Source organism: Akkermansiaceae bacterium, from assembly GCA_024233115.1.
Taxonomy (GTDB): domain Bacteria; phylum Verrucomicrobiota; class Verrucomicrobiia; order Verrucomicrobiales; family Akkermansiaceae; genus Oceaniferula.
In genome coordinates this window covers 15,419-36,584 of record JACKQB010000009.1, presented here as the reverse complement: position 1 = coordinate 36,584, position 21,166 = coordinate 15,419, and the positions used below count along the sequence as shown (strand labels likewise).

The following is a 21,166-nucleotide window of genomic DNA, read 5'->3' as shown; positions in this document are numbered from 1 at the left end:
CTTCCTGGTGCTTTCATCCAGGTGACTAGCGAATTCACGCCCGCCTCCTGCGGAAAACGTAACTCATGCCGCCCAAGATGACCAACAGGCTGGATGTCACCTCAGGAACCACGGAAGCTCCCTGGTAGCTGTCGAAATTGGCCCCGGACGTCGCATAGCTATAGTCCGCGTAATAGGTACCCAGTGCAGGTCGTAAGGCGGTGAGATCAGATAATCCATGTGCCACATTGTTAAAGGTATAGGTACCTACATTACCGATTTTGTATTCGGATTTCCAGCCCCCTGAAAATGCCTCGATGCGGGCATTCCAAGCATCAATGGATACCACGATATCAAACAATCCGCTACCCACATTGGTGTAAGTCTGTGATATGGCGTAAAAAATCCTATCCTTGTTGTAGGAGTTGTTGCCGGTGAGTTCGAAATCCCCCATCTCAATCGTGAAGGACGGATCAACGGCCTGCACAACGGCGTTGTTCTCGTTGCGGAACGCAAGGGCTGCGTCAATTGTCGGCAAAAGGTGCCCGGCAGGATTGGTATAGCCATAAGACAGTTCGTTGGCGGCAAGAAAAAAGGAATCCTGTGCCCCACCGGTGAAATCATCATTGGTGCTTGTTGCTAGACCGATACGGAAGGACTGGTTGTCGCCGGAGGCATTGAGAGTATTGTACCCGCTTCCAGAATAAATGGAGTTAGGAACATAACTTGGCTCAAACGCCGAGTAACTCATGTTGTATGTCAGCGAGGACCCGACAGTGGAAAGGTTGTAGGTATTGCTGGAGATTCCAGTCGGCGCTTGGCCAGGGGTGTTCGAGTTGATAAATGCACCAGCGACGTTGGTGCTATCGCCTTTGAGCGCGTGGTTGTCCAGTCGTCCCGCTTGCATGTTAGATCTGGTAGTCCACCCGGGACCCCAGCCACCGCCAACACTGAAGTCGTGGGTGAATATTGCCTGGGCGTGAAGGGTGCTGGCGGATGCAAGCAGTAGTAATAGTTTGACTTTCATGTTGGTAAGGGTGATTCATGACTCCAGAACATTTTTCCTAAGTGATTCTGAAATTCACTTCGGGTTAACCATATGATAAAGGTCGACTTTCGTCAATCCTTTAAAGCTCCAGTAACCAGCGAAGATTTCTTGATAGCCATAAATGGATTTGCCCGTATAATGATCGCGAATCATCAATAACGGGTGCGTCAATGCCACGACAATCCATTCACCATAAGCTGACCCTATTTATGAAAAACCGACATATCGCACTACTCACAGTCACCGCTGCGGCTCTCGCTTCCTGCGCACCTACCCCCGGACCAAACCCAAACGGTCCCGGGGATTCATCCCAGTCGGGCGGACCTGAAGTCCCGGCACCACGGGTGGAAGGCGAAAGCGACGTCCCCACAGGACACCCCGACCCGCAAAACAGGCCTAACATGGTCGTCAGCCCCTATCGCCCCTACAACATCATCGACGTCAAGGGCTATCGCCGTGGGGACATTGTAGGTGACCCGTCCACCGCCAAGGTGAACCCCGCCACCGGCCAACCCGACCTCAGCACTTCCAAGCACTTCCGGATTCCATAAATGGAGACGACAATTTCTTGAAAACACCCCCTCCCCCGCGCAAACTCTCCGTGGGGGAGGTTTTTTTTCATCTCATTGACCCACAATTCCTTCACCGGACACCGTTCTACCAAGTGACGTAATCTGCTTTCATAAAAATGACCTGCCAGCACCGACCACCGACTTCCCATCACCGAGCCGCAGTGCTGTCTTTGGGAGCATTGGCCATGCTGGCATCCTGCCAACCGGGCGGCATCCCATCCGTCCAGCCCAAAATCAGTGTTCCAAGCGCCTGGGAGGCGTCCAGACAAAGCGAGTCCGCCAAAATCAGCACGGGATGGATGAAAGACTTCAACGATGCCCGGCTTCCCAAACTGGTGAATGAGGCCATGGCTAACAATCCAAGTTTGTTAGCCACGGCTGAGCGACTCAAGGCAGCCCGCGCCAGTGTGATACAGTCCCGGTCAAACAGGATGCCGTCGGCAAGCACATCGGGTTCAGCCAGCAGGAGCCGCACCAATGAGGATGCGGCCGGTGGCACCCGAAGCTACTCAACCAGCCAGAGTATCAACGTCGGTGCCAGCTGGGAGCTTGACCTCTGGGGTCGTCTCCGCCATTTGCATACTGCGTCACAGGCCGACTACGATTCCACCGTCGCTGATTTCCGGAACACCCGGCTGTCGCTGGCAGCCAACACCGCGAGTCTATGGTATCATTTAATCAGCGCGGAAAACCAGGTCAAACTGGCCCAGGAAACGCTCGAGAGTTACCGGAAAGTGGAAAAGATCATCGAACGCAACTACAAAGCCGGCACCGCGCGGTCACTGGAGCTCCAGCTGTCACGCAACAACGTCTTCAGTGCCGAACGCATCCTCCGCTCGCGCCAGCAACGACGGGGCGATGCCAGAAGAAATCTTGAAATCGTCCTAGGGCGCTACCCCAAAGCAGCGATCACCGCCCCGACAGCCCTTCCCAACATTCGCAAATCCGTTCCGGCCGGCATCCCGTCCGGGCTGATCAATCGTCGGCCCGATCTCGTCCAGGCAAGAAAACGCCTGGAAGCGTCATTCCACCGCGCCCGTGCCGCCCAGAAGAATCTATTACCCTCTCTCCGCCTGACCGCGGGTACGGGCACCAGCTCGGCGGATCTGGGGAAACTGCTCGACCCCGGTTACCTTGCATCATCCATTGCTTCATCCATCAGCCAGTCGCTCTTTGAGGGCGGGGCTCTGCGCGAGGACGCCCGTGCCGCCGTTGCCAGGAACAAGGCAGCCATCCATGATTTTTCCGATGTCGCCCTGCGCGCCTTCCGTGAGGTCGAGTCGGCGCTGGCATCCGAGAAATGGCTGCAGCAACAAGAGCTATACCTACGCAAGGAACTGCAGCAGGCCGCCCTGGCGGAACGACAAGCCGAGCGCGATTACGCGGAAGGCATCGAGGGTGTCGACATCATCGATTTACTCGAGTCCCAGCGTCGTGCCTCCAGTGCCCGAAGTTCGTTGATCGATCTGCAAAATCAGAGGATTCAGAACCGTATCAATCTCCACCTCGCCCTCGGCGGCAGTTTCTCATCCTGACACCCGGCACCTGCCTCCCGACACCTGATATCCATGCGTCTACTCTTTCACATCCTGGTTCCGCTCGCCATTCTAGCGGTGGGCTGCGCGGCATTCTTCGGACTCAAAGGGGTGAAATCCATGACCCTGTTTGGTCGCGAAATCGGGCCCGAACTCAATGAGAAGCCTGCAAGGAGTCAGGCTGGCTCGAAACGACCGATGTTGCGGACCAAAGCCATCGCCCTGAAGCGGCAGGACCACACCGTGCTCTTGCAAACACAGGGAGAGGTCCGCACCCACAATGCCACATCTCTGACAGCTCAGATCAGTGGCAAAATCATCCGTATTTCCGAGCATTTTGAAGACGGTGCCTTTTTTGCAAAAGATGATATCCTATTGGAGCTCGATCCCGCGGACTACCAGACAGAACTGACCTCTGCCCAGGCCCAGCTGGCACGTGCCGAGGCATCATTCGCCCAGGAAAAAGCCCGCGCCAAACAGGCCCTGCTGAACTGGAAGGACGCCGGCTTCAGCGAGGAGCCAAGTGAGCTGGTCCTGCGCAAACCCCAGCTCCGCGAAGCAGAGGCAACCGTCAACTCCGCCAAATCATCCGTCGAACGCGCCGAACGTAACCTGGCCCGGACGAAAATCCGCGCCCCCTACGATGGTCGCGTCAGGAAACGTCACGTCGGACTTGGCCAGCAGGTCGGCGGCGGCACCACGCTGGGCGAAATTTTTTCCACCGATTTCGCCGAGGTCCGACTCCCCCTTACAACACGGGACCTGAATTATTTCACCCCACCCCAAAAACCCGGTGAACAGGGCGAGCAGGACCAGGTGACATTCAACTCCATCCTCACGGAACAAGAAACCGGGGCATCGCCCGCGTGGCGCGGCACCATCGTCCGGGCCGAGGGGGAGCTGGACGAGGGGTCACGCCAACTCTTTGTCATCGCCCGGATCGACGACCCCTTTTCACTCAATTCCGATACGCCGCCGCTCTACATCGGCCAACCTGTCAGGGCAACCATACCGGGCAAAAAACTCAACAACGTCTACGTCGTCCGCCGCGAACACATGAGCGGCCTCAATGAGCTGCTGCTGGTACGCGGTGGAACCCTTACACGCATCAGTGTCAACCCGGTCTGGTCGGGCCAGGAGGTGGTCATCATTCGTGATGGCATCGAACCCGACGACCTGATTGCCACATCGCATTTGCCCTACGCCCCCGAGGGTGCCCCCGTAGAGATTATCTCCGAAGGTAAAGTTGATGCCGCTAACAAATCATCCCAAGGTGGAGGACAAAGAACGCATGGCACACATTCCATGAGATAACCTCCCGACTCCCGACTCCCGACTCCTGTCACCCGCCCCCCCATGATCCGCTGGTTCGCACGCAACGATTACGCCGCCAATTTCCTGATGGTGGCGGTTCTGCTGGCTGGCGCCTACGCGGTGTTTTTCAAGATCCCCACTGAAGTCACCCCGTCGTTCCGGATGTCATTCATCATGGTGGATATCCCGCTGCGTGGCGGTGCCCCGCGCGAAGTGGAACAAAAAATCGTCATCCCCGTGGAGAATGTCCTGAAGGGGCTCTCGGAAATCAAATCCATCACCGCCGAGGCCGCACGCAACCGGGCCAACTTCCGCATCCACGTCAAGGACGGCGTGGATATGGACAAACTCCGTACGGAAATCGAGTCGCGTATCGGATCGATCGACACCTTCCCCTCCGAGGCGGAGCCACCCCGTGTGCAAATTCCCGACACCGCCAACTGGATGGAGGTGATCTCCGTTGTGGTCTCAGGGAACATGACCGAAAAGGATTTGTTAGAAGCCGCCCGACAGGCCCGTGACGAAATGGCGGCACTCCCGGGGATTTCCAACGTGGATATCATCAGCGCAAGAAAACAGGAAATCGGGATTGAGATCCACAAGGAAATCCTGCGCGACTACGATATCACCCTCAACCAGGTGGCCCGGGCGATACGCCAGAATTCCATGGACCTTTCCGCCGGCACCATCAGCGACGATTCGGTCAGGGTGCTGCTGCGCTCATCCAACCAGGCTCTCGAGCGGGAACAGTTTGAAAACATCATCATCAGTCGGGCCAATGGCGCTGAAATCCGACTGGGCGACATCGCCGAAGTCAAGGATAGTTTTGATGATCAACGCAAAGTCACCCGCTTCAACGGTGAGCTTTGCACCCTTGTGCAGGTCAAGCGCCAGAGTGATGAGAGCGCCTTGAAGATCTCCGACCAAGTCCATGCCTACGTCGCCAACGCAAAAAACAATTTCCCGGAAGGGGTCAAGCTGGCAACATGGGATGACGACTCGGTAAGCCTGCGCGGCCGGATCTCCACCCTGTTCTGGAACCTGCTCCAAGGCAGTATCCTTGTCTTTTTACTCCTCGGTGTTTTCCTGCGCCTGTCCCTCGCGTTCTGGGTGGTGCTGGGTATTCCGGTCAGCTTCGCAGGTGCTCTCATGCTGATGCCCCAGCTCGGCATCACGGCCAACATCATGAGCGTTTTCGGATTCATCATCGTGCTCGGTATCGTCGTCGATGACGCCATCGTGACCGGTGAACACATTTTCTCAAAACTCAAGAGCGGGATGAGTCCGATGGATGCCACCACGATAGGAGCCAAGGAAATCGCGGTGCCCGTAACCTTCGGTGTCCTGACCACCGTGGTCGCCTTCATCCCGTTGGCCTTTCAGACGGGCTGGATGGGAACCCTGGCAAAACAAATCCCCTACGTGGTTATCCCCGTCCTTATTTTCTCCCTCATCGAATCGAAACTCGTACTGCCATCCCACCTCAAACACATGAAGGTGAACCGCGAGGCGAAGGGTTTGGTGACCCGCATCCAACAGGCTGTCAGCCGATGGCTTGAACGCTTTGTCGACCGGGTCTACCAGCCGCTACTCGACCTTTCTGTGCGGTGGCGCTACATCACACTGGCCCTGTTCCTGGCCCTGGGCATGGCCAGCTTTGGATTTTGGCAAAGTGGTGTGATGGGATTCCAATCGATACCAACGGTCGACCGCTATTATATCTTCGCGCAACTCGGTATGGAAGACGGCACCACCTTCGAGCAAACCGAGCAGCGTATCCAGGAAATCACCGAGGCGGCCTATGGTCTCCGCGAGAAATTCACCGATGGTGAAGGCGGTCCCTCCTTGATTGGTAATGTGTTGGCATCCACTGGTGGCTGGCCCAGCTGGGGGCATAACGATGACCGGAGAGGTTTTGTCCTGGTGGAAATCGTGCCTCCCGGCAAAAGAAAACTAGCCGGCCCCAAAAACTCCGAAATCGCCGATGCCTGGCGCGAGGCGGTGGGTGAGATCCAAGGGGCCCGGTCATTTACCATCCGCACGGAACGCTCCGGCGGCGGTTATATGCGTGAGCGTGATGATGTCGAAATCGAACTCCGCGGAAATGATGACGAAACCATGATCCCGGCGGCCCACCAGGTCCGGGAGGCATTGCTTGCCATCGAGGGGGTCCGCAGTGCATCGACCAACATCGAAAGCCCCCAAAATGAATTTCAAATCAAACTGAGGCCGTATGGCAGGGACCTTGGACTCACCCAGGACGACCTGGCACGCCAGGTCCGCACCGCGTTTTTCGGGGAGGAAGCCCAACGCATCCAACGCGGTGAAGACAACATCCGGGTCATGGTCCGGCTCCCGGAAGAGCAGCGCGAGTCCTTGCACACTCTCGATGACTTGCAGGTCAGCCTACCCAATGGCGCTCTCATCAACCTGGATGCTGTCGCGGAGATCAGCCGTGGGTTTTCACCACCTTCGATTCGACGCAAAGACGGTGCCCGTGTGCTCACCGTTTCCGCCGTGCCTCAGAATTCCAGCACCAATATCGGCCTGATCGGGCAGAAAATCGAGCCAAAGCTCAATGAGATGACAGCGGCGTTGCCCGGTGTGACATGGCGTTTTGATGGCATGCTGGCAGAAGACGCGGAAAACAAAAAACGCTTCTGGTTCTCTGCCGGCCTCATGCTGTTCACGCTTTACGCCCTTCTTGCCATTCCGTTCCGCTCCATGCTGCAACCCTTCTTTGTGATGCTGGCTATCCCGTTTGGTGCCGTCGGGGCGATCGCCGGACACCTGTTGTTAGGATTGACCCCCTCCTACCTCAGCTTGTTTGGCATGCTGGCCCTGGCTGGTGTGGTCGTCAACGACTCCCTGGTGATGGTGGATTTCACCAACCGCAGGCGACAGGAAGGTCTAAATGCCTATGATGCCGTGATCCATTCCGGTTCGGCAAGATTCCGCCCCATCATGCTGACATCCATCACGACATTCGCCGGACTCATGCCGCTGATATTTGAGCGTTCAATCCAGGCCCAGTTCCTGATCCCGATGGCTGTGTCGCTGGCGTTTGGTATTCTTTTTGCCACCGTGATCACCCTGTTTCTCATTCCCTGCGCCTATCTGGCCACTGAGGATTTCAAGAACCTCATGGCAAAAGCCTGGGGGTGGTATGCGAAACCATTCCGGAAAGAGTAAGGGCTGCGACCGCGCCCATCAACCGTAAACCCGATCCCCTGGACTTACCATGGCTTTCTCTGGAGTGCGCGTGGTTTGCCACCGCTTTGTGGCAGGGAACGGCAAGCCGATTCAGGAGAAAGCGGAGCCAAGCCTCAGCACTCCCAAATTGCATCCACAACATTGCGTTTTGCACCACGATAAACATATCAGGTCCCCATTGGATAAATCACTCCAACCTTGTGAAGCTGCCGTGGCCGAGGTCTGCGATGATGACCAGTGAACCGTGCCTTTTTGTACTATTGTCAACACGGTCGGATTTTTAGTATGCCTTACCGCTCTGCTTGGTCTAAACTACGCCCATCGCGATGGACTCCCTTTTTCCAGAATCCCTACCTCCTGCCACGGCCCCTGCCGCGCCCGCCCATGATGCCCCGCTGGCGGCAAGGATGCGACCTCGCACGCTTTCCGAAGTGGCGGGGCAGAAACATATCCTCGGTGAGGGAACGCTGCTGCGCCGGGCCATTGAAGCCGACCGGTTTTCGTCCCTCATTTTCTACGGCCCTCCTGGCACGGGAAAAACGACCCTGGCCACGGTGATCGCCAATAGCACGGACAGTCGTTTTGAAATGCTCAATGGAGTTGAATCCAATGTCGCGGAAATCCGGGACAAAATCGTGCAGGCCCAAAAATGGCGGCAGCTCCGCGACCAGACCACGATCCTGTTTATCGACGAGATCCACCGTTTCAACAAAGCCCAGCAGGACGTGCTTCTCCCTCACGTCGAGCGTGGCACGGTCCGGTTTATCGGAGCCACCACCCACAACCCTTACTTTTACGTCAACTCTCCCCTGGTGTCGCGCTCACAGATCTTCCAACTCGAACCGGTCCCGTCGGCTGACCTGATAGAGCTGATGCAATGCGCGCTCCATGACAAGGAACGCGGTTTGGGAGCCGTGGATGTGATGGTGGATGATGACGCTTTAGCCCACATTGCCGACAAAAGCGATGGCGATGCCCGCCGCGCACTAACAGCTCTTGAACTTGCCGCCCTGACAACGCCAGAAACCGATGGCGGAAGCATCCACATCACCCTGGCCGTGGCAGAGGAATCCATCCAGCAAAAAGCCATCGTCTACGATGCCGATGGCGATGCGCATTACGACACCATCTCCGCCTTTATCAAATCCATCCGTGGCTCCGACCCCGATGCGGCACTTTACTGGCTGGCCAAGATGCTCACCGCTGGTGAGGACCCGCGGTTTATTGCGCGCCGCCTCGTTATCTCCGCCAGCGAAGATATCGGCCTCGCCGACTCCAATGCGCTACGCGTCGCAATGGATGCGCAGCAGGCCTTTGAATTCATCGGTATGCCGGAAGGCCGTATCCCGCTCGCCCACGCCACCGTTTACCTCGCCACCGCCCCCAAATCCAACAGCGCCTACGCCGCGCTCGGTGAAGCCATGCACGACGTCAAGGAAGGTCGGACGCTTGCGGTGCCTGAACATCTGCGCACCAAAACCCGCAAAATGCTGGCCAAGGAATCCGGCACCAGCGACCAAGCCCTGGAGTATCACTACTCCCACGACTACAAGGGCAACTACGTGCCGCAGGCCTACCTTCCCGAAGGCAGGACTTACTACACCCCCACGGAAAACGGCTTGGAAAAACGCATCAAGGAACGCCTCGATTACTGGCGTGGCCAGTTCAAAGGTTAAACATGGAGTGGCGACTTGTAGCCCACGGCTTCCTGTCGAGCATCATGCAGGTCTTGATTCTTTGCACGATAAACTGATGCGGTTTGCAAGTCCGCCCCCATGAAAAATGCGCTTCTCTCCCCCTTTGACACCTGTTAAACTGACCGGGTAATGCGATACCGATATTTCCTCCCGCTGTTAGCCACCCTATTATTCTCCTCATGCGCACAGTATGGAAAGGTCAGCTATGCAAAATCACCCAAGATCATCAATGTCTCCCATTATGATCCCAAGGAAAAACAACGGGCCGGTAGGTCCTATTCCCCATCCGACCAGTCGGCCTTAAAAGCCAACGGGGCCCACGGTCTCATCGCCCGCTGCGCCAAGGGGCCTGAACTCGATACCAAATGCGCCGATTTCCTGGCTGGGGCCGATCGCCAAGGCCTGCTACTCGGCTCCTACTACCATCTACTCAAAGATTCTGCGCCCAACTATCACGCTGAGCGCTTTATCAACCGCTTGCGCGAGATCAAATCCAGCCGGGGCATCCGCGCCAACCAGATACTGTTAGTCACCGACATCGCCACCGATTGCAGCGCGGCCAACATCGTCGCTTTTGTCTCAAGAATCAAACAGCTGACAGGCAGGTATCCCGTCGTCTATCTCGAGAACAGCTCAACGATCCGCAGGACATTGCAAAACGCCACCAGCTCGCAGAAAGCCGTGTTACGTCGCTGCCCTTACTGGCTTGCCCTGTACTCAAATACAAACAAAGGCCTGGAAACCCCCTACAAACTCGCCAAGGCATCCGGTGTCTGGTCGGACTGGTGTATGTGGCAATACGGCGGTGTCTGGTGGAGCAACGGTACATCCCGCCCCTACAACTACCGCGGAGGTTCATGGCGCACCCCCAAGTACTTTGGCAACCTCGACCGGCCTGTTGAGCGCAACGGTTTTAACGGCAGCACTGAAGAACTCCATGCCTTCTGGAAAAAACAGGCCTGGAATTGGTAGTTAAGTCAGCAGCAAAGAAGCTCGTTTTTCAAACCGCGGAATACGTCAATGACGCGAAAAAGAAATGCCCGTGGAGCTCTACTCGCCGCCGCTATTCCTTTTCTGGCTTAGCTTGGGCCTTACCCGTTTTTTCTAACACACGCGTCTGGGTGAATACGGTTTTATCGCCCAGGTAGTATTTTTTCACCTCCTTGATAAACCCGGTGCCGGGGGTGAACCAGTAGCTACGTTTAATCTCCATCGGGCCGTTCAAGCCTGTGACCTGCACATGCAGGGCCTTGAATTTGCCCGCATCGGTTTCGAGAGTCTCCCAACCGAGCACCTTGAATTTCCGAACCAGGCGTATCTTCTGTTCCCCCACCACGGTATCCATCATAAACGGAAAGGCCTCGCCCCCTTTCCACTCGGAGCGCACCAGCGGGATCGCTTTGCTCAGCGGCATGAGTTCCTTGGGTGCCTTGCCTTCCTGCTTGGATCCCGCCGCTTCCACAGCGTCGTGCCTGATATACATGTATTCGATTTCCTCTAACTGGTCACCATTGGAAACATAAAAAGCATGCACCTCGGGGCCACCTTCCTTCATGCTCTTGAGCCCCCGGTATACGCTGGTCTGCATGTAGCTCGCCCGCACCTTGCCATCAAGTTTCTCGATCTTCTGCCCATCCACACCAGTCGGAAGCGTCGTTCCTTCCTGGACTTCAACCACGACCTGATACGTCCAAAAATCACCCACCTCGGGTTTCCAGATCGGCTTGCTGTCCTGACCCTCCTGGGCACGGAGCAGAATCGCCGGAGAAAATACCAAAACGGCGGCTAAAAGAGCTTTCATAGTTCGGAGAGCTTAACCAAACAGCCTTAAAACTCAAGGGGAAAGGGAATCCGAAAACCATGTAGGGTGCAAGGCCCCCCCATTGCTCCCTTTTTGCCAACATTGCCTTCCTTACTTCCATTTTAGGTAAATTTGTTTTTTGACATGGTGGTTAGGTTTTGTTGGTTCAAGCTCTTCATTTCGAGCACTTGAAGCATGGCGATTCGACTATCGAACCGCCAGACCTATCCCTATGTTATCTTTTTGACTGCGGGGCAGACCGAGGGCGGGAGGGGGTGGCGGACAACGTGAGCGAGGCGCGGAGCTTTCATAAAACTGCGCCGCAAGGAGCCAACCTGCCGGACCGGCACAAGGCGTGCGGCTTACTTCGCACAACTCGCTGTAATGGTACGGCGGAAGGCATGGTGAAGGCGGTGAGGCACGATCTGCCGGAACCGTGCCTGGTGCGCTGCGGGATGGGGCAGTCCCACGGAATGGCTCCCGCAGGATCAAGCACTGCCGCCATTACAGATGTTGTGCGATGTCAGCCAAGCACGACACGTGCCAGTCCGCTGGTGGATGCCGCCGTGTCCTCCCGTAGCTTCAGCGAAGGAGGGGGCGCGGCGGCAGTTGGACAGCCTCCCGCGTCAGCGGCTAGCATTTGAAAGGTTGATATTTGGGAGACTAACATACATACCTAACAACCATCCAATCCACAATCCACGGACTGGAACCTCTCCTAACATGATCTCAATGCATCTTTTCTCTGCCTGACCAATTTTGCATTTTGCGGGATGGCGCAGTGTTTCATGCGCCGCAGCATCGGTGGTCCGGCACTGGTGTTCCACCTGTCGGCTCTGGTCACGTTGGTGGAGTTGGGAAATGGCCACCCGCTCGCCGGATGGGCGCCGGCGCTGCTGCTGGCCGCGCATCTGGCGCTGGTGGACCGGGGATGGGGCTTGTTGGGCGGCAGCGTGTTCAAGGGGCTGCTGGCCTTCGGCATCACCCTCGCCGTGGCGACGCACGCCTTCCAGGAGTTCGACCGCCCGGACCTCACCCTGACCGCGCTCGGGCTGCTGATGGCGGCCTGGGCGACCCGCCGCCGCGAGACGGGCATGATGATGGCGGGTGCCGTGTTTCCCCTCATGCTCGCTGCCCTGAGTGCCGTCATGATTCATACCGTGGACGACTGGCTTCGCTACCTGCCGATTCTCGCCGTCCTCGTCATGCACGCGATGCTCTGGCGTGAAACGAAACACGACGACGCGTGGAAGCCGTGCCGTGTCATACTCCTGCTCACGGGGCTGGTCACGCTGGTCTTCGCCTCCTCCGTGCATGTGCTGGAGGCCTTCGACGGTGCCGGGCTGGCGATCTGCTGGGCGTTGTTAGCCTCGCTGCTCTTCTGTGCCGGGCTCGCCATCCGCTGCCGCCCCTACCGCCTGATCGGCATGTGGTGGCTTGCCGCCGCGGTGTTGCACGTCGTATGCATCGATGTGATGCGGCTGGAAACGCTCGGTCGTATCCTCAGTTTCATCACCCTGGGCCTGGTGCTGCTGGCGCTTGGATTCCTTTACAACAAGTTCCAGGAAACCATCCGCAAGTTCCTCTGAGGCGAGTGTGGCTTCGGCTCTTTTTCCTTCATGCCGTTTTAATGAATTTGAAAGATGGATCCGAATATGTGCCCGGCAGTCACCCTGAGCTATTATGCGTGTTAAATAAAAATGCCCAAATGAAAGGATATTGACTTCGTTCCTGAATCTATCTATCAGAGCAGCAGTATTTTTCCGTTTAAGTTATAACCTCAATTAGAAGGACACAACTAATAGATATTTAGTTACATAGATGTATGAGCAAACTATCTCAAAAGGAATCAAATAGCATTCGTCTTCATAGACTGGTAGCCACCGTCTTTGGTGTAGATTATGGCTCTCTATGGTGGGTTCCTGATCAGTTCTGGCTTCGCGAAATACCCACCTTCAAATCCCGCCCAGGGGGAAAACACCCCGGGCTCTGTATAGGAACCACAAATTCAGCCAGCGTTTTTGACCCATGGCCTTTGCTTCTAGGTGTTTCCAAATCCGGCCCATTGCCCGTGACTGGCATGAATGCTAACGATCCTGATAAAGTCGGGTATTTTGGCCGAGTGCTGCGGCCAGCAATGTTTGAGGCCAAGGATTTTACCACGTATGCAGGTGATGACCGAAATCAATCCATAAGCCGCAACAGATTCAAGCCTACACTCTCTGATAACGAGGAATCTGAGCTTCGGAGTTTTCTAAGAAAAAAAGGCCTCTTGACTGAACCATGAGAAATGCCCCCCCCAAGCTGACCAAACCTGAGCACTGGGCTGAGTGGTTTGATAAGTGCGCCTTGTCTCGATGTGGAGACGAGACGCGTGCTGCGCTAGGAAAATTTGCGCATGAACGTTACAGGAAAAAATTGTTTGCAGCTGTGGGCTATGAGGAAAACAACCTCCCAGTACATGCGCGCGATCTATACTACTCAGGCAATTGTGAAGATTGTTGGTATGATTTGGAGGAGTCGTATTGGTTTCGATCAAAACCAAATCGTAATTCTAAAGATGAAGGCAGCAAAGAAGGAGCAAAGGTCTACAAAAAATTTCATCTAGAGGTAGCTTCTACAAAAGGCACGCCTGAAGAGGCTCGAAATTATCTGGAAGCAAAATGCACAGACAATTTGATAAAAAGTCGCTGCCGAACCATTGTCACTCAATCTCGAAAATTCAGCTCAGAAATTCCTGACGATACGAATCGAGATGTTTCTCAAGGTGAGACACCAGACGAATCGAGTATTCTCGATTTGAATGCCAAAAGCATTATTCGGAAGATATTCGATGATTTGTCCGAAGAGGAAAAAATTCTACTCTTGGCCAAAGCATACACAATCAAACTTGGCCATCCTGAAATTCTCCATCGTTTGGGAGCAAGTCAGTCAACGCTCTACACGAGGCAGAAAATTCTACTGGATCGAGTTCTCTCTCGACTAAAAAGAGAGGGTTTCACTGCCGAAGACCTGCCCGAAGCAACCGGGTTTCTCTTCAGGCTGCTGGCTGAATGGGCAAATTCTTCGGAATGTGGCATTGGGAACTGCCTTATAGCTAATGGAGTGTAGCACTGACCTTGTATATGAACACCAATTTTCAACCAGACGGCCTGCCGGACTATTCGACCCGACATGGACACCACGTCGCATGGAGTCGCGAGAGGGAGACTGAGCAAACCTTACGCGAAACAAGCACAGAGGATAAATCGGCGAATAGCCCTCCGATTAGTGAAGCCAGCGCCTGCAGCAATACCCTTTTCCAAGCGCCAGCCTATGATTCCGACGCGTCTGGCTTTGATTCAGGATCGGTGCTTCTATTGAGCCATACGGTCACCGGTAACGACATCCGCCCTATATACGTGTTGGTCATTGGTGAATGGGATCAAGACTGGTCATGGTTCATGCCTTTTTCGGTCTACTCTGCCCCTGCCACCGACTGGGAATTGCTAACTCATCTAGAGGCCCAGCCTCTGCAGGTTCTACAAGTTTGGAACGCCCGCTCCTGCCCCAACGAAATTCTTGGTAAGGGCTGGGGGGTTTGCCGAGTTGATCTGTCCATCGTTGAGTCTGCAAAAATCCTCTACAGCCGCATGATAGGTAATGGGGATAGCTCTATGGGTGACTTGTCCGATAAGATTGGCACGAAGATTTTCGACTCAGATGACCCTCGATTAGAATACCTGAAGTCAGAAATGCAGCTTCTCGACCACCTGACCGAGCTGGCCATCCAATTTGACGAAGCTGAGGCTTCACTTCAGCCTGTGAATGTTACTCCCTTTGTTGCCATTATCCCCAAGGTGGAGGAGCATCTAAGTCTGGCTGCAGCAGGAGATACACCTGACAGAAAGCTCGCGATCCATTCGTGGCAAGTAGAAGGTTCAGCGGTGGTGGTTCATCTGGTTGAACTTCTTGCTTCTCCGGGCGCTTATACTCTGCGCGTTGAAAATGATTCATCAGGCATGTTTGAGAACGCTACCGTTCACGACGGCAGTGGTGCAAAAGTGGGCGTGATCCGAAATGGTTTGGCGGGAAGCAAGGGCACACCCCTTCAATTTTCAACTAACAGCTTGAGTATCCAGTTGTCAGACGGCCAATCAGCAAACCTAATTCCAACAGACTATTGAGGTAAGGCCACCATGACAACCATAGACGATCTTCGTAAAGTATGCCGATCCCGTGGACACCTTAGGTTGATGCGAGTTGACCGACTGCATGAGCTTCTTCGATTGTTGGTCAATCCTGTATCCGATCACGATCTTGCGCTCGAGGTAGCTGCGGAATGCACGATCCGTGCGTGGATCAGCAGACAGCGGGAACCTTGGCCGAAGGTGGACATACCAAACGATATGCTCCCAGCAGGCGTGCTGGAACAAATTCGCGGGTGGCTACTCAGAAACCAGCGCGAACGGTTAATGGAATATGATGGCGAGGAGATTGCGTGCGATGAATGCTCGGCAGCATTCATGACTCACGTGAATCAGTCGCTTGCCATGTGGAGGCAAGCAAACGGGTTATTAGCACTGGTTATCAGGAACGATGGTCAGGACATGCCGGAGGCTATTGCGCTGCCTTTCATTATTCTACCAAGGCACAGACGAGATGACCCAACAGTGGTCGCAAGCGATGGAGTTCAGACTAGTGTGGAAGGCCTGCGGGCATCGTGGGAAGAGGCATGGGCAATCGCAGTTCGTAACCAGTGGGCAACTGATGCGGTGCTGCTACAAGCTCGGATTATAGGCATTACACCTGTAACTGCCGGTCTTCCAAGCGGCGATAGCGCTACCCTGCCTTTCTTGGTCGCAATTTTTCATCACCTCAAAAACCTACATGTGCCATCTCTCGATTGGGCTGCATCTGGTGGTCTGAATGTCATCTCAGAAAAAACCTCAACAACCGAATACCTTTCCAAGGAATGGGCCGCCAAAAAACGATTGATTGACGAAATTGGAATCCCTCATGATCGGCAATTATTGCCAGAATCCAAATTTCCTACCCTTGAAAATTCTAATGCCGATTTGGAGCGGTTTTTGAATTCACTATTTCTTGATTACCAGACTATTCCGAATCTGGACGAGACATTACGAGAGTTGGAACAAATAGAAGACTCAATGCGCAACGCAAGACCCGACCTGCACGTTCTGGCTTTGCAACTAGATTGCATGCGATCGAATATCTCAAACACCCCGGGCTTACAATGGGATGTCTGCCGATCCCAAGCTGCCAAGTTACGTGCAGACCTTTATTGCCACCAAGGAGTGCCCGACCAGTGCATTCGGCTACTTCCCGAAATACCCAGCACGGTCTCAAAAGAAGGCTGCAATGCAATCATTCGCATTGCCGTTGCCTCTACCGACATGTGCAAGCACGACCAGTGTGAGGAACTCACTACTAAGGCCCTACATGCGGCAAACTGTTTACCCCAACTTGATGGCCACATCGTTCGATTGCACGCCATCGGGTCGAGAGGACAAGGGCGCATGTATGAGGCGCTGGAGACATCTGACCAAGTAAAGGCGGATTCAGCTCGTGCAGATTTGAAGGAAGCATTGCATTTGGCTAAAGAATTGGATATCGGCGCGCCCCTTGATAAAAGATCTGAACCACGAAACCTTACGTATTTACTTTTGTGGCATGCCTTGAATCGCCCGGAGCAAGCTGGCGACCTATATATTGAGTCATTGCGTCTTGCACATGAAAGTCGGCACGGTGATGGTTATGTGCAACGTGCGGCGCATCTTGCCCGCTACCGGGCGCTGTTATCTGGAGGTGATCCGAAATTGTCCTGGTGGCCGACCGAGGAACCGCCGATCCCGGATACCGCTTTTGCGGACGGTTGGCCGGCTGCCACGGCCCTGAAATACAGTGGCGCTTGTCGTGCGGCATTTGGCGATTTTGAAGGTGCAAAAAGTGATTTCGACGAAGCGTCGGAGATTCTCCGAAGGGCTAACGGGTGGCTGCTGGCATTCATCCGTGGAACCATCCTGCTTCAGGCTGGCGAGAGCCTCATGGCCTCAAACCCTGATGCGGCGGCAGAGTTCATGAGAGAGTCGGCAGCACTGTTCGAGACAATTCATGGATTTGGACTGATCAATCGTGAGTCCGCTGTAGCCCCGGACAGATGGCTGTTACGAGCGAGGCATGTCCTTGATCGCGGTTCATCTCCCCAGACCAATCCACAGCTCTTTTATCAATACTGAAACTCCTCCGTAGCCATTTAATTTCCTATGAATTTGCAAGATCTGCCTCTCGATTCAGCCGCCACAGCGTTGGAGACGGCACCCCTATTGCGTGATGTTTTGGGTGAGGAGCCAGAGATGGAACGCCTAGAGTTGGCCCATATAATGGTCTTCCGGGATTCGGACTCGACCCCTGTGGCAGCGGCAGTCGTGGAGAAGGGGCATTTGGGATCCTGGTATTGCTGGCTTCTTGTCGTTTCCGAGGCCCATCGCGGAAATGGCCTGGGCACCCGTCTTCTTCGCGCAGTGGTCCAAAATGCAAAGGAGAGCGGAGCTGTTTCCGTTTGGCTGAAGACTTTTCAGGAGCGCGCCGGGATGCAGAAAATTCTGCGACGCGAGGGATGGCATCTTTGCGGGGCTGAACTTGCCGGACGGTTTGACGGAGTGCGCGAGATCTGGCGCCTACCACTGATTTCCGCCCCCATGGGGATTGTTGTGATCGGAGCCAACCCTGCGGGGAGGGGCGGCGAATGGGTCGAACGAATCCAGACGATGCCCTTGATGTGGTCGCTGAGGGGAATTGTGGAACCACATGAACCTTACAGAGAGCATTGGAATGACTCTGGAATCCCCACTTTCACCAGCATTGATGATCCGGGTGTGATGGACGGAGTGGGAGCCGTGGTTATTGCCGTTCCGCCCACCAGAGTCGGGCAGTTACAACGGGAATGCATGCATAGGGGTCTTGCGATTCTGGTCGAGAAGCCTCTTGCCGGTTCGCTCACGGAGCTTGCGGAACTCCAGGACGTTCTGGTGTCAAACCCGGTTCCGTTGATCGTGGGGGTTCAGAGGCGCTCTCATCCATCCTATGTAGCACTGCGTGCCACGCTCCAGTCTCACCGGCCTTCGGAAATGTCGGTGAGAATCTCACTGGGGCGCCCGATTGGCGATAAACCTGCCGGGCACCGCGCTACTCGTTCCCTTTGCCGTGGCGGAGCCCTCCTGGATCTAGGATACCATGCGCTCGACCTCGTCCACTTCGTCCTTGGGCAGCCACTGGAACTCGTTTCGTGCTTTCTCGAAGACTCTGGTGATCTCGCTGCCGGAATCGAGTCTTCGGCAAAGCTCCTTGGCCGTTGTGGGACGACATGGGTGCGAATCGAGGTGGATCGGCATGGAGGAGCGCGCCGGGAGGAAGTTCGGGCTAGAACCTCCGATGGAGTGTGGCACGCCAACCGCGAACAGGTGCTCAGACCGGATGGAAGCGTCCTCTATCAATGCAGCGCTTCCTGGGAGGCGGCGGAATCAGGTAGGCTGGTGGAACTGGCGGAAGCGGCGGCAATGGAAGGGCGGCTACCGGTGGACTTGTGGGATCATTTAAAGGCTTTTGAATTGGTTGAACGAGCCTATGCAATGGCGCATATCCATGGATTGGAGGGATTCGGGTCATGAGAACTGCCTGGCAACATACTTTAGCTGCCTGGAATCTAGCAGAGGCTGGACGGTGGGACGCGGCGCTGGAGGCGGCTCGTCAGGATCCCGGGTTGCTTGAAATTTTGCTCCACAGGAAGGGACAAGCCGTGGATCAGGCCGAACCGGTTATTTTCGGTTGGCAATCGTATTATCGAGGTCGCTACCGGGAGGCCCTTGAAGCCTTTCTGAAAGGAACCGGCCAAGAGGAGGACGGGTGGCTGAAAGCTTGGGCACAATTGGGTGTGGCGAAGGTGGCGTCGGACAGCGGGTGGTGGGTTGATGCACTGGATTGGTGTGCCTTGGCGTGGCTCACCGCAGGTAGGAACGAGCATCTGGATCTCATGGCTCAGGTGGCGGGCGCAAGAGGAGAGGTCTTGCTCCGGGCTGGTCGACCCCTAGATGCTGCCGCGTCATTTGCGGAGGATGTTGCTCTATTGGGACCGGGGAACCGATACGCCGGCCGGGTTCGTTGTTACGAGGCGCATGCGTGGTCCCGCTTAGGTCACACGGGAGAGAAGGCGGCGGCTCTGGCCTACCGTCTTGTAGTGCACTCCGTCGGTGAAGGGGTTACGGCCGCCTATGCCGCTGCCGGCATGGCTCTGATGGCAGCTAGATCTGGCGACTTGGCACGTCTGAGATCGGTCGAAAGAAGTGGGCTTGAAGGCATGCCGAAGTTCTGGACTCTGATCGCGGAAGCTCGCCTCGCAGCCATGGGGGGAAAGTCTTCTCCAGCACTTCTATTGGCTGCAGAGGTTCTTCCGCAGGAATACCATGCGGAACGCTGGTGGTTCGCGGGTTGGAGTCGCGCTCTGGGCTCTCCGGCCTTTGCCTCGCCCATACTCGAAGAACATTTTCCCGGCGCAATCCCCCCGGTCGACCTTGGCGGCACCACGCTCGTGGAGAGACCTGTAGAAGGGAAAGAAATTTTGAATGCTCCATGGTGGAGGGAAAATCCAGCCGAGGATGATACTGAGGCGTGGTGGGGTTTTCGCGATTCCTTCATGCCTTGAAAAATAGAAACCCCAAAGTCATCGATATGAATTCGCATCCGAACCATGTCTGTCCAGACGGGACAGCCTCAAACCAGCCAACCAAGTGGAAATGGCCTCCGACAGACTATGATCCACAACCGGTAATCAGCAGATACCTTGCCGCAGGTGGTTCACTGACGCCCAAAGGCCGTGATGGGATCATTGCCGAATGCGAAGATGCGCTCTGTGAGCAATTCGACCAACCCCGAGCCATCCTGCTTTCCTCTGGAACGGCTGCACTCCACACCGCGTTCTTTGCGATTGGTCTCGAACCGGGAGATGAGTTGATCTGTCCTACTGTCACCTTTCATGCCACCGCGACCCCCGCGCTACATCTCGGGGCAAAAGTCGTCTTGGTTGACGTGGATCCGGAAACGGGCTGCATCGATCCACTTGCCGCCGCCGCTGCGGTGACTTCACGCACAAGGGCAATCGTTACCAATGCCCAATGGGGGCATCCCGTTGATCAGGACGCAATCCGCAAGCTCTGTGATAGGCACCACCTCGCGTGGGTTGAGGACATTAGTCACGCACATGGAGCCTCGTGGAGAGGTCAACAGGTTGGAACTTGGGGCGACCTTGCCTGTGCTAGTCTCGGTGCTGAGAAGATGCTGACCGGGGGAATGGGAGGCGTGCTGATGGGACGAAGGGATGATCTTATGGATCGAGCAGTGCTATTCAGCCATTATCTTTTTCGCTCCAAAAAAGACATCCGGACGCCCGGCTTCGAGGATTTGGGTCGCACCGGGTATGGACTCAAACTCGGTGTTCATCCGATTGCCGCAGTGGTAATACTCGATCAACTGAAGAACCACTTCGATTCTTGGGTTGGGCAGAGGCGTGACTCATTGACGCGATTAAGGGATGGTCTCTCTGGGCTTCCGGGTCTTGTCCCGCCGGTGATTCGGCCAGAAGTGACTTCGATGGGGGCTTGGTATGGCTTCAAACCATGGATCGATTGCGAAGGATTGGACATCCGGCGTTGTGATCTAGTCAAAGCCCTACAGGCCGAAGGTATTGAAGTGGATGAACCGGGGTCTCCGTCCCTCCACGAACTGCCGATTTTCGACCCCACCAGATTTCCTGTCGGCCCTTGGCCGAAGGCACCTCTCGATCCGGGTCAGTATCCGGCAGCGACACGCTACAACGCAGGAACGCTTTCGATACCAACCCTTACTGGACATTTGGATGAATCCAGATTGCAGAATACCATTCTAGCGTTTCAAAAAATGTGGAATGAAATTTACACTGCTGCCTTAGGAGAGTAGAACTCGACCATTCGATA

16 protein-coding genes are annotated in these 21,166 nt (G+C 55.4%); 14 read left to right on the top strand and 2 right to left on the bottom strand.

The window, feature by feature from the left end:
- Window positions 1-34: 34 nt before the first annotated feature.
- The gene (locus H7A51_19455; GenBank protein MCP5538397.1) at window positions 35-1,006 is read right to left on the bottom strand and encodes a hypothetical protein; all 972 of its coding nucleotides are present in this window, start codon (window positions 1,004-1,006) and stop codon (window positions 35-37) included.
- 230 nt (window positions 1,007-1,236) lie between these two features.
- Between H7A51_19455 and H7A51_19450 the strand changes: the two genes are divergently transcribed.
- The 6 genes from H7A51_19450 (at window position 1,237) to H7A51_19425 (ending at window position 10,330) form a co-directional block, all read left to right on the top strand.
- On the top strand, window positions 1,237-1,578 hold the full coding sequence (locus tag H7A51_19450) for a hypothetical protein (GenBank protein MCP5538396.1): 342 nt from the start codon (window positions 1,237-1,239) through the stop codon (window positions 1,576-1,578).
- 137 nt (window positions 1,579-1,715) lie between these two features.
- On the top strand, window positions 1,716-3,134 hold the full coding sequence (locus H7A51_19445) for an efflux transporter outer membrane subunit (GenBank protein MCP5538395.1): 1,419 nt from the start codon (window positions 1,716-1,718) through the stop codon (window positions 3,132-3,134).
- A 33-nt stretch (window positions 3,135-3,167) separates the two neighbouring features.
- Window positions 3,168-4,448 carry an efflux RND transporter periplasmic adaptor subunit gene (locus H7A51_19440; protein ID MCP5538394.1) on the top strand — a complete coding sequence of 427 codons (1,281 nt, stop codon included), beginning with the start codon at window positions 3,168-3,170 and terminating at the stop codon, window positions 4,446-4,448.
- Window positions 4,449-4,490: 42 nt separating this feature from the next.
- Window positions 4,491-7,640, top strand: a complete 3,150-nt coding sequence (locus H7A51_19435) for an efflux RND transporter permease subunit (protein ID MCP5538393.1) — start codon at window positions 4,491-4,493, stop codon at window positions 7,638-7,640.
- A gap of 347 nt (window positions 7,641-7,987) precedes the next feature.
- The gene (locus H7A51_19430; GenBank protein ID MCP5538392.1) at window positions 7,988-9,337 is read left to right on the top strand and encodes a replication-associated recombination protein A; all 1,350 of its coding nucleotides are present in this window, start codon (window positions 7,988-7,990) and stop codon (window positions 9,335-9,337) included.
- 150 nt (window positions 9,338-9,487) lie between these two features.
- Window positions 9,488-10,330 (top strand): hypothetical protein, encoded by an 843-nt coding sequence (locus tag H7A51_19425; GenBank protein MCP5538391.1) that lies wholly within the window; start codon window positions 9,488-9,490, stop codon window positions 10,328-10,330.
- 91 nt (window positions 10,331-10,421) lie between these two features.
- On the opposite strand, the gene H7A51_19420 is transcribed toward H7A51_19425, so the two are convergent.
- On the bottom strand, window positions 10,422-11,159 hold the full coding sequence (locus H7A51_19420) for a hypothetical protein (GenBank protein MCP5538390.1): 738 nt from the start codon (window positions 11,157-11,159) through the stop codon (window positions 10,422-10,424).
- A 788-nt stretch (window positions 11,160-11,947) separates the two neighbouring features.
- Here H7A51_19420 and H7A51_19415 point away from each other — a divergent pair.
- The 8 genes from H7A51_19415 to H7A51_19380 all read left to right on the top strand — a co-directional run bounded on the left by H7A51_19415 (window position 11,948) and on the right by H7A51_19380 (window position 21,149).
- Window positions 11,948-12,748 carry a DUF2339 domain-containing protein gene (locus tag H7A51_19415; protein ID MCP5538389.1) on the top strand — a complete coding sequence of 267 codons (801 nt, stop codon included), beginning with the start codon at window positions 11,948-11,950 and terminating at the stop codon, window positions 12,746-12,748.
- A gap of 236 nt (window positions 12,749-12,984) precedes the next feature.
- Window positions 12,985-13,446 (top strand): hypothetical protein, encoded by a 462-nt coding sequence (locus H7A51_19410; protein ID MCP5538388.1) that lies wholly within the window; start codon window positions 12,985-12,987, stop codon window positions 13,444-13,446.
- Entirely contained in the window at window positions 13,443-14,270 is an 828-nt protein-coding gene (locus H7A51_19405) for a hypothetical protein (GenBank protein MCP5538387.1), read from the top strand. The genes H7A51_19410 and H7A51_19405 overlap by 4 nt, the downstream gene beginning before the upstream one ends.
- Window positions 14,271-14,284: 14 nt before the next feature.
- Window positions 14,285-15,325, top strand: a complete 1,041-nt coding sequence (locus H7A51_19400; protein ID MCP5538386.1) for a hypothetical protein — start codon at window positions 14,285-14,287, stop codon at window positions 15,323-15,325.
- A gap of 12 nt (window positions 15,326-15,337) precedes the next feature.
- A complete protein-coding gene (locus H7A51_19395; protein MCP5538385.1) occupies window positions 15,338-17,398 on the top strand; it encodes a hypothetical protein in 2,061 nt (686 codons plus the stop codon).
- Between the two features lie 27 nt (window positions 17,399-17,425).
- A complete protein-coding gene (locus tag H7A51_19390) occupies window positions 17,426-18,829 on the top strand; it encodes a GNAT family N-acetyltransferase (GenBank protein MCP5538384.1) in 1,404 nt (467 codons plus the stop codon).
- A complete protein-coding gene (locus tag H7A51_19385; protein ID MCP5538383.1) occupies window positions 18,826-19,860 on the top strand; it encodes a hypothetical protein in 1,035 nt (344 codons plus the stop codon). The genes H7A51_19390 and H7A51_19385 overlap by 4 nt, the downstream gene beginning before the upstream one ends.
- Window positions 19,857-21,149: an aminotransferase class I/II-fold pyridoxal phosphate-dependent enzyme gene (locus tag H7A51_19380; protein ID MCP5538382.1), complete on the top strand. Its 1,293-nt coding sequence runs from the start codon at window positions 19,857-19,859 to the stop codon at window positions 21,147-21,149. The genes H7A51_19385 and H7A51_19380 overlap by 4 nt, the downstream gene beginning before the upstream one ends.
- The last annotated feature ends 17 nt before the right edge of the window (window positions 21,150-21,166 follow it).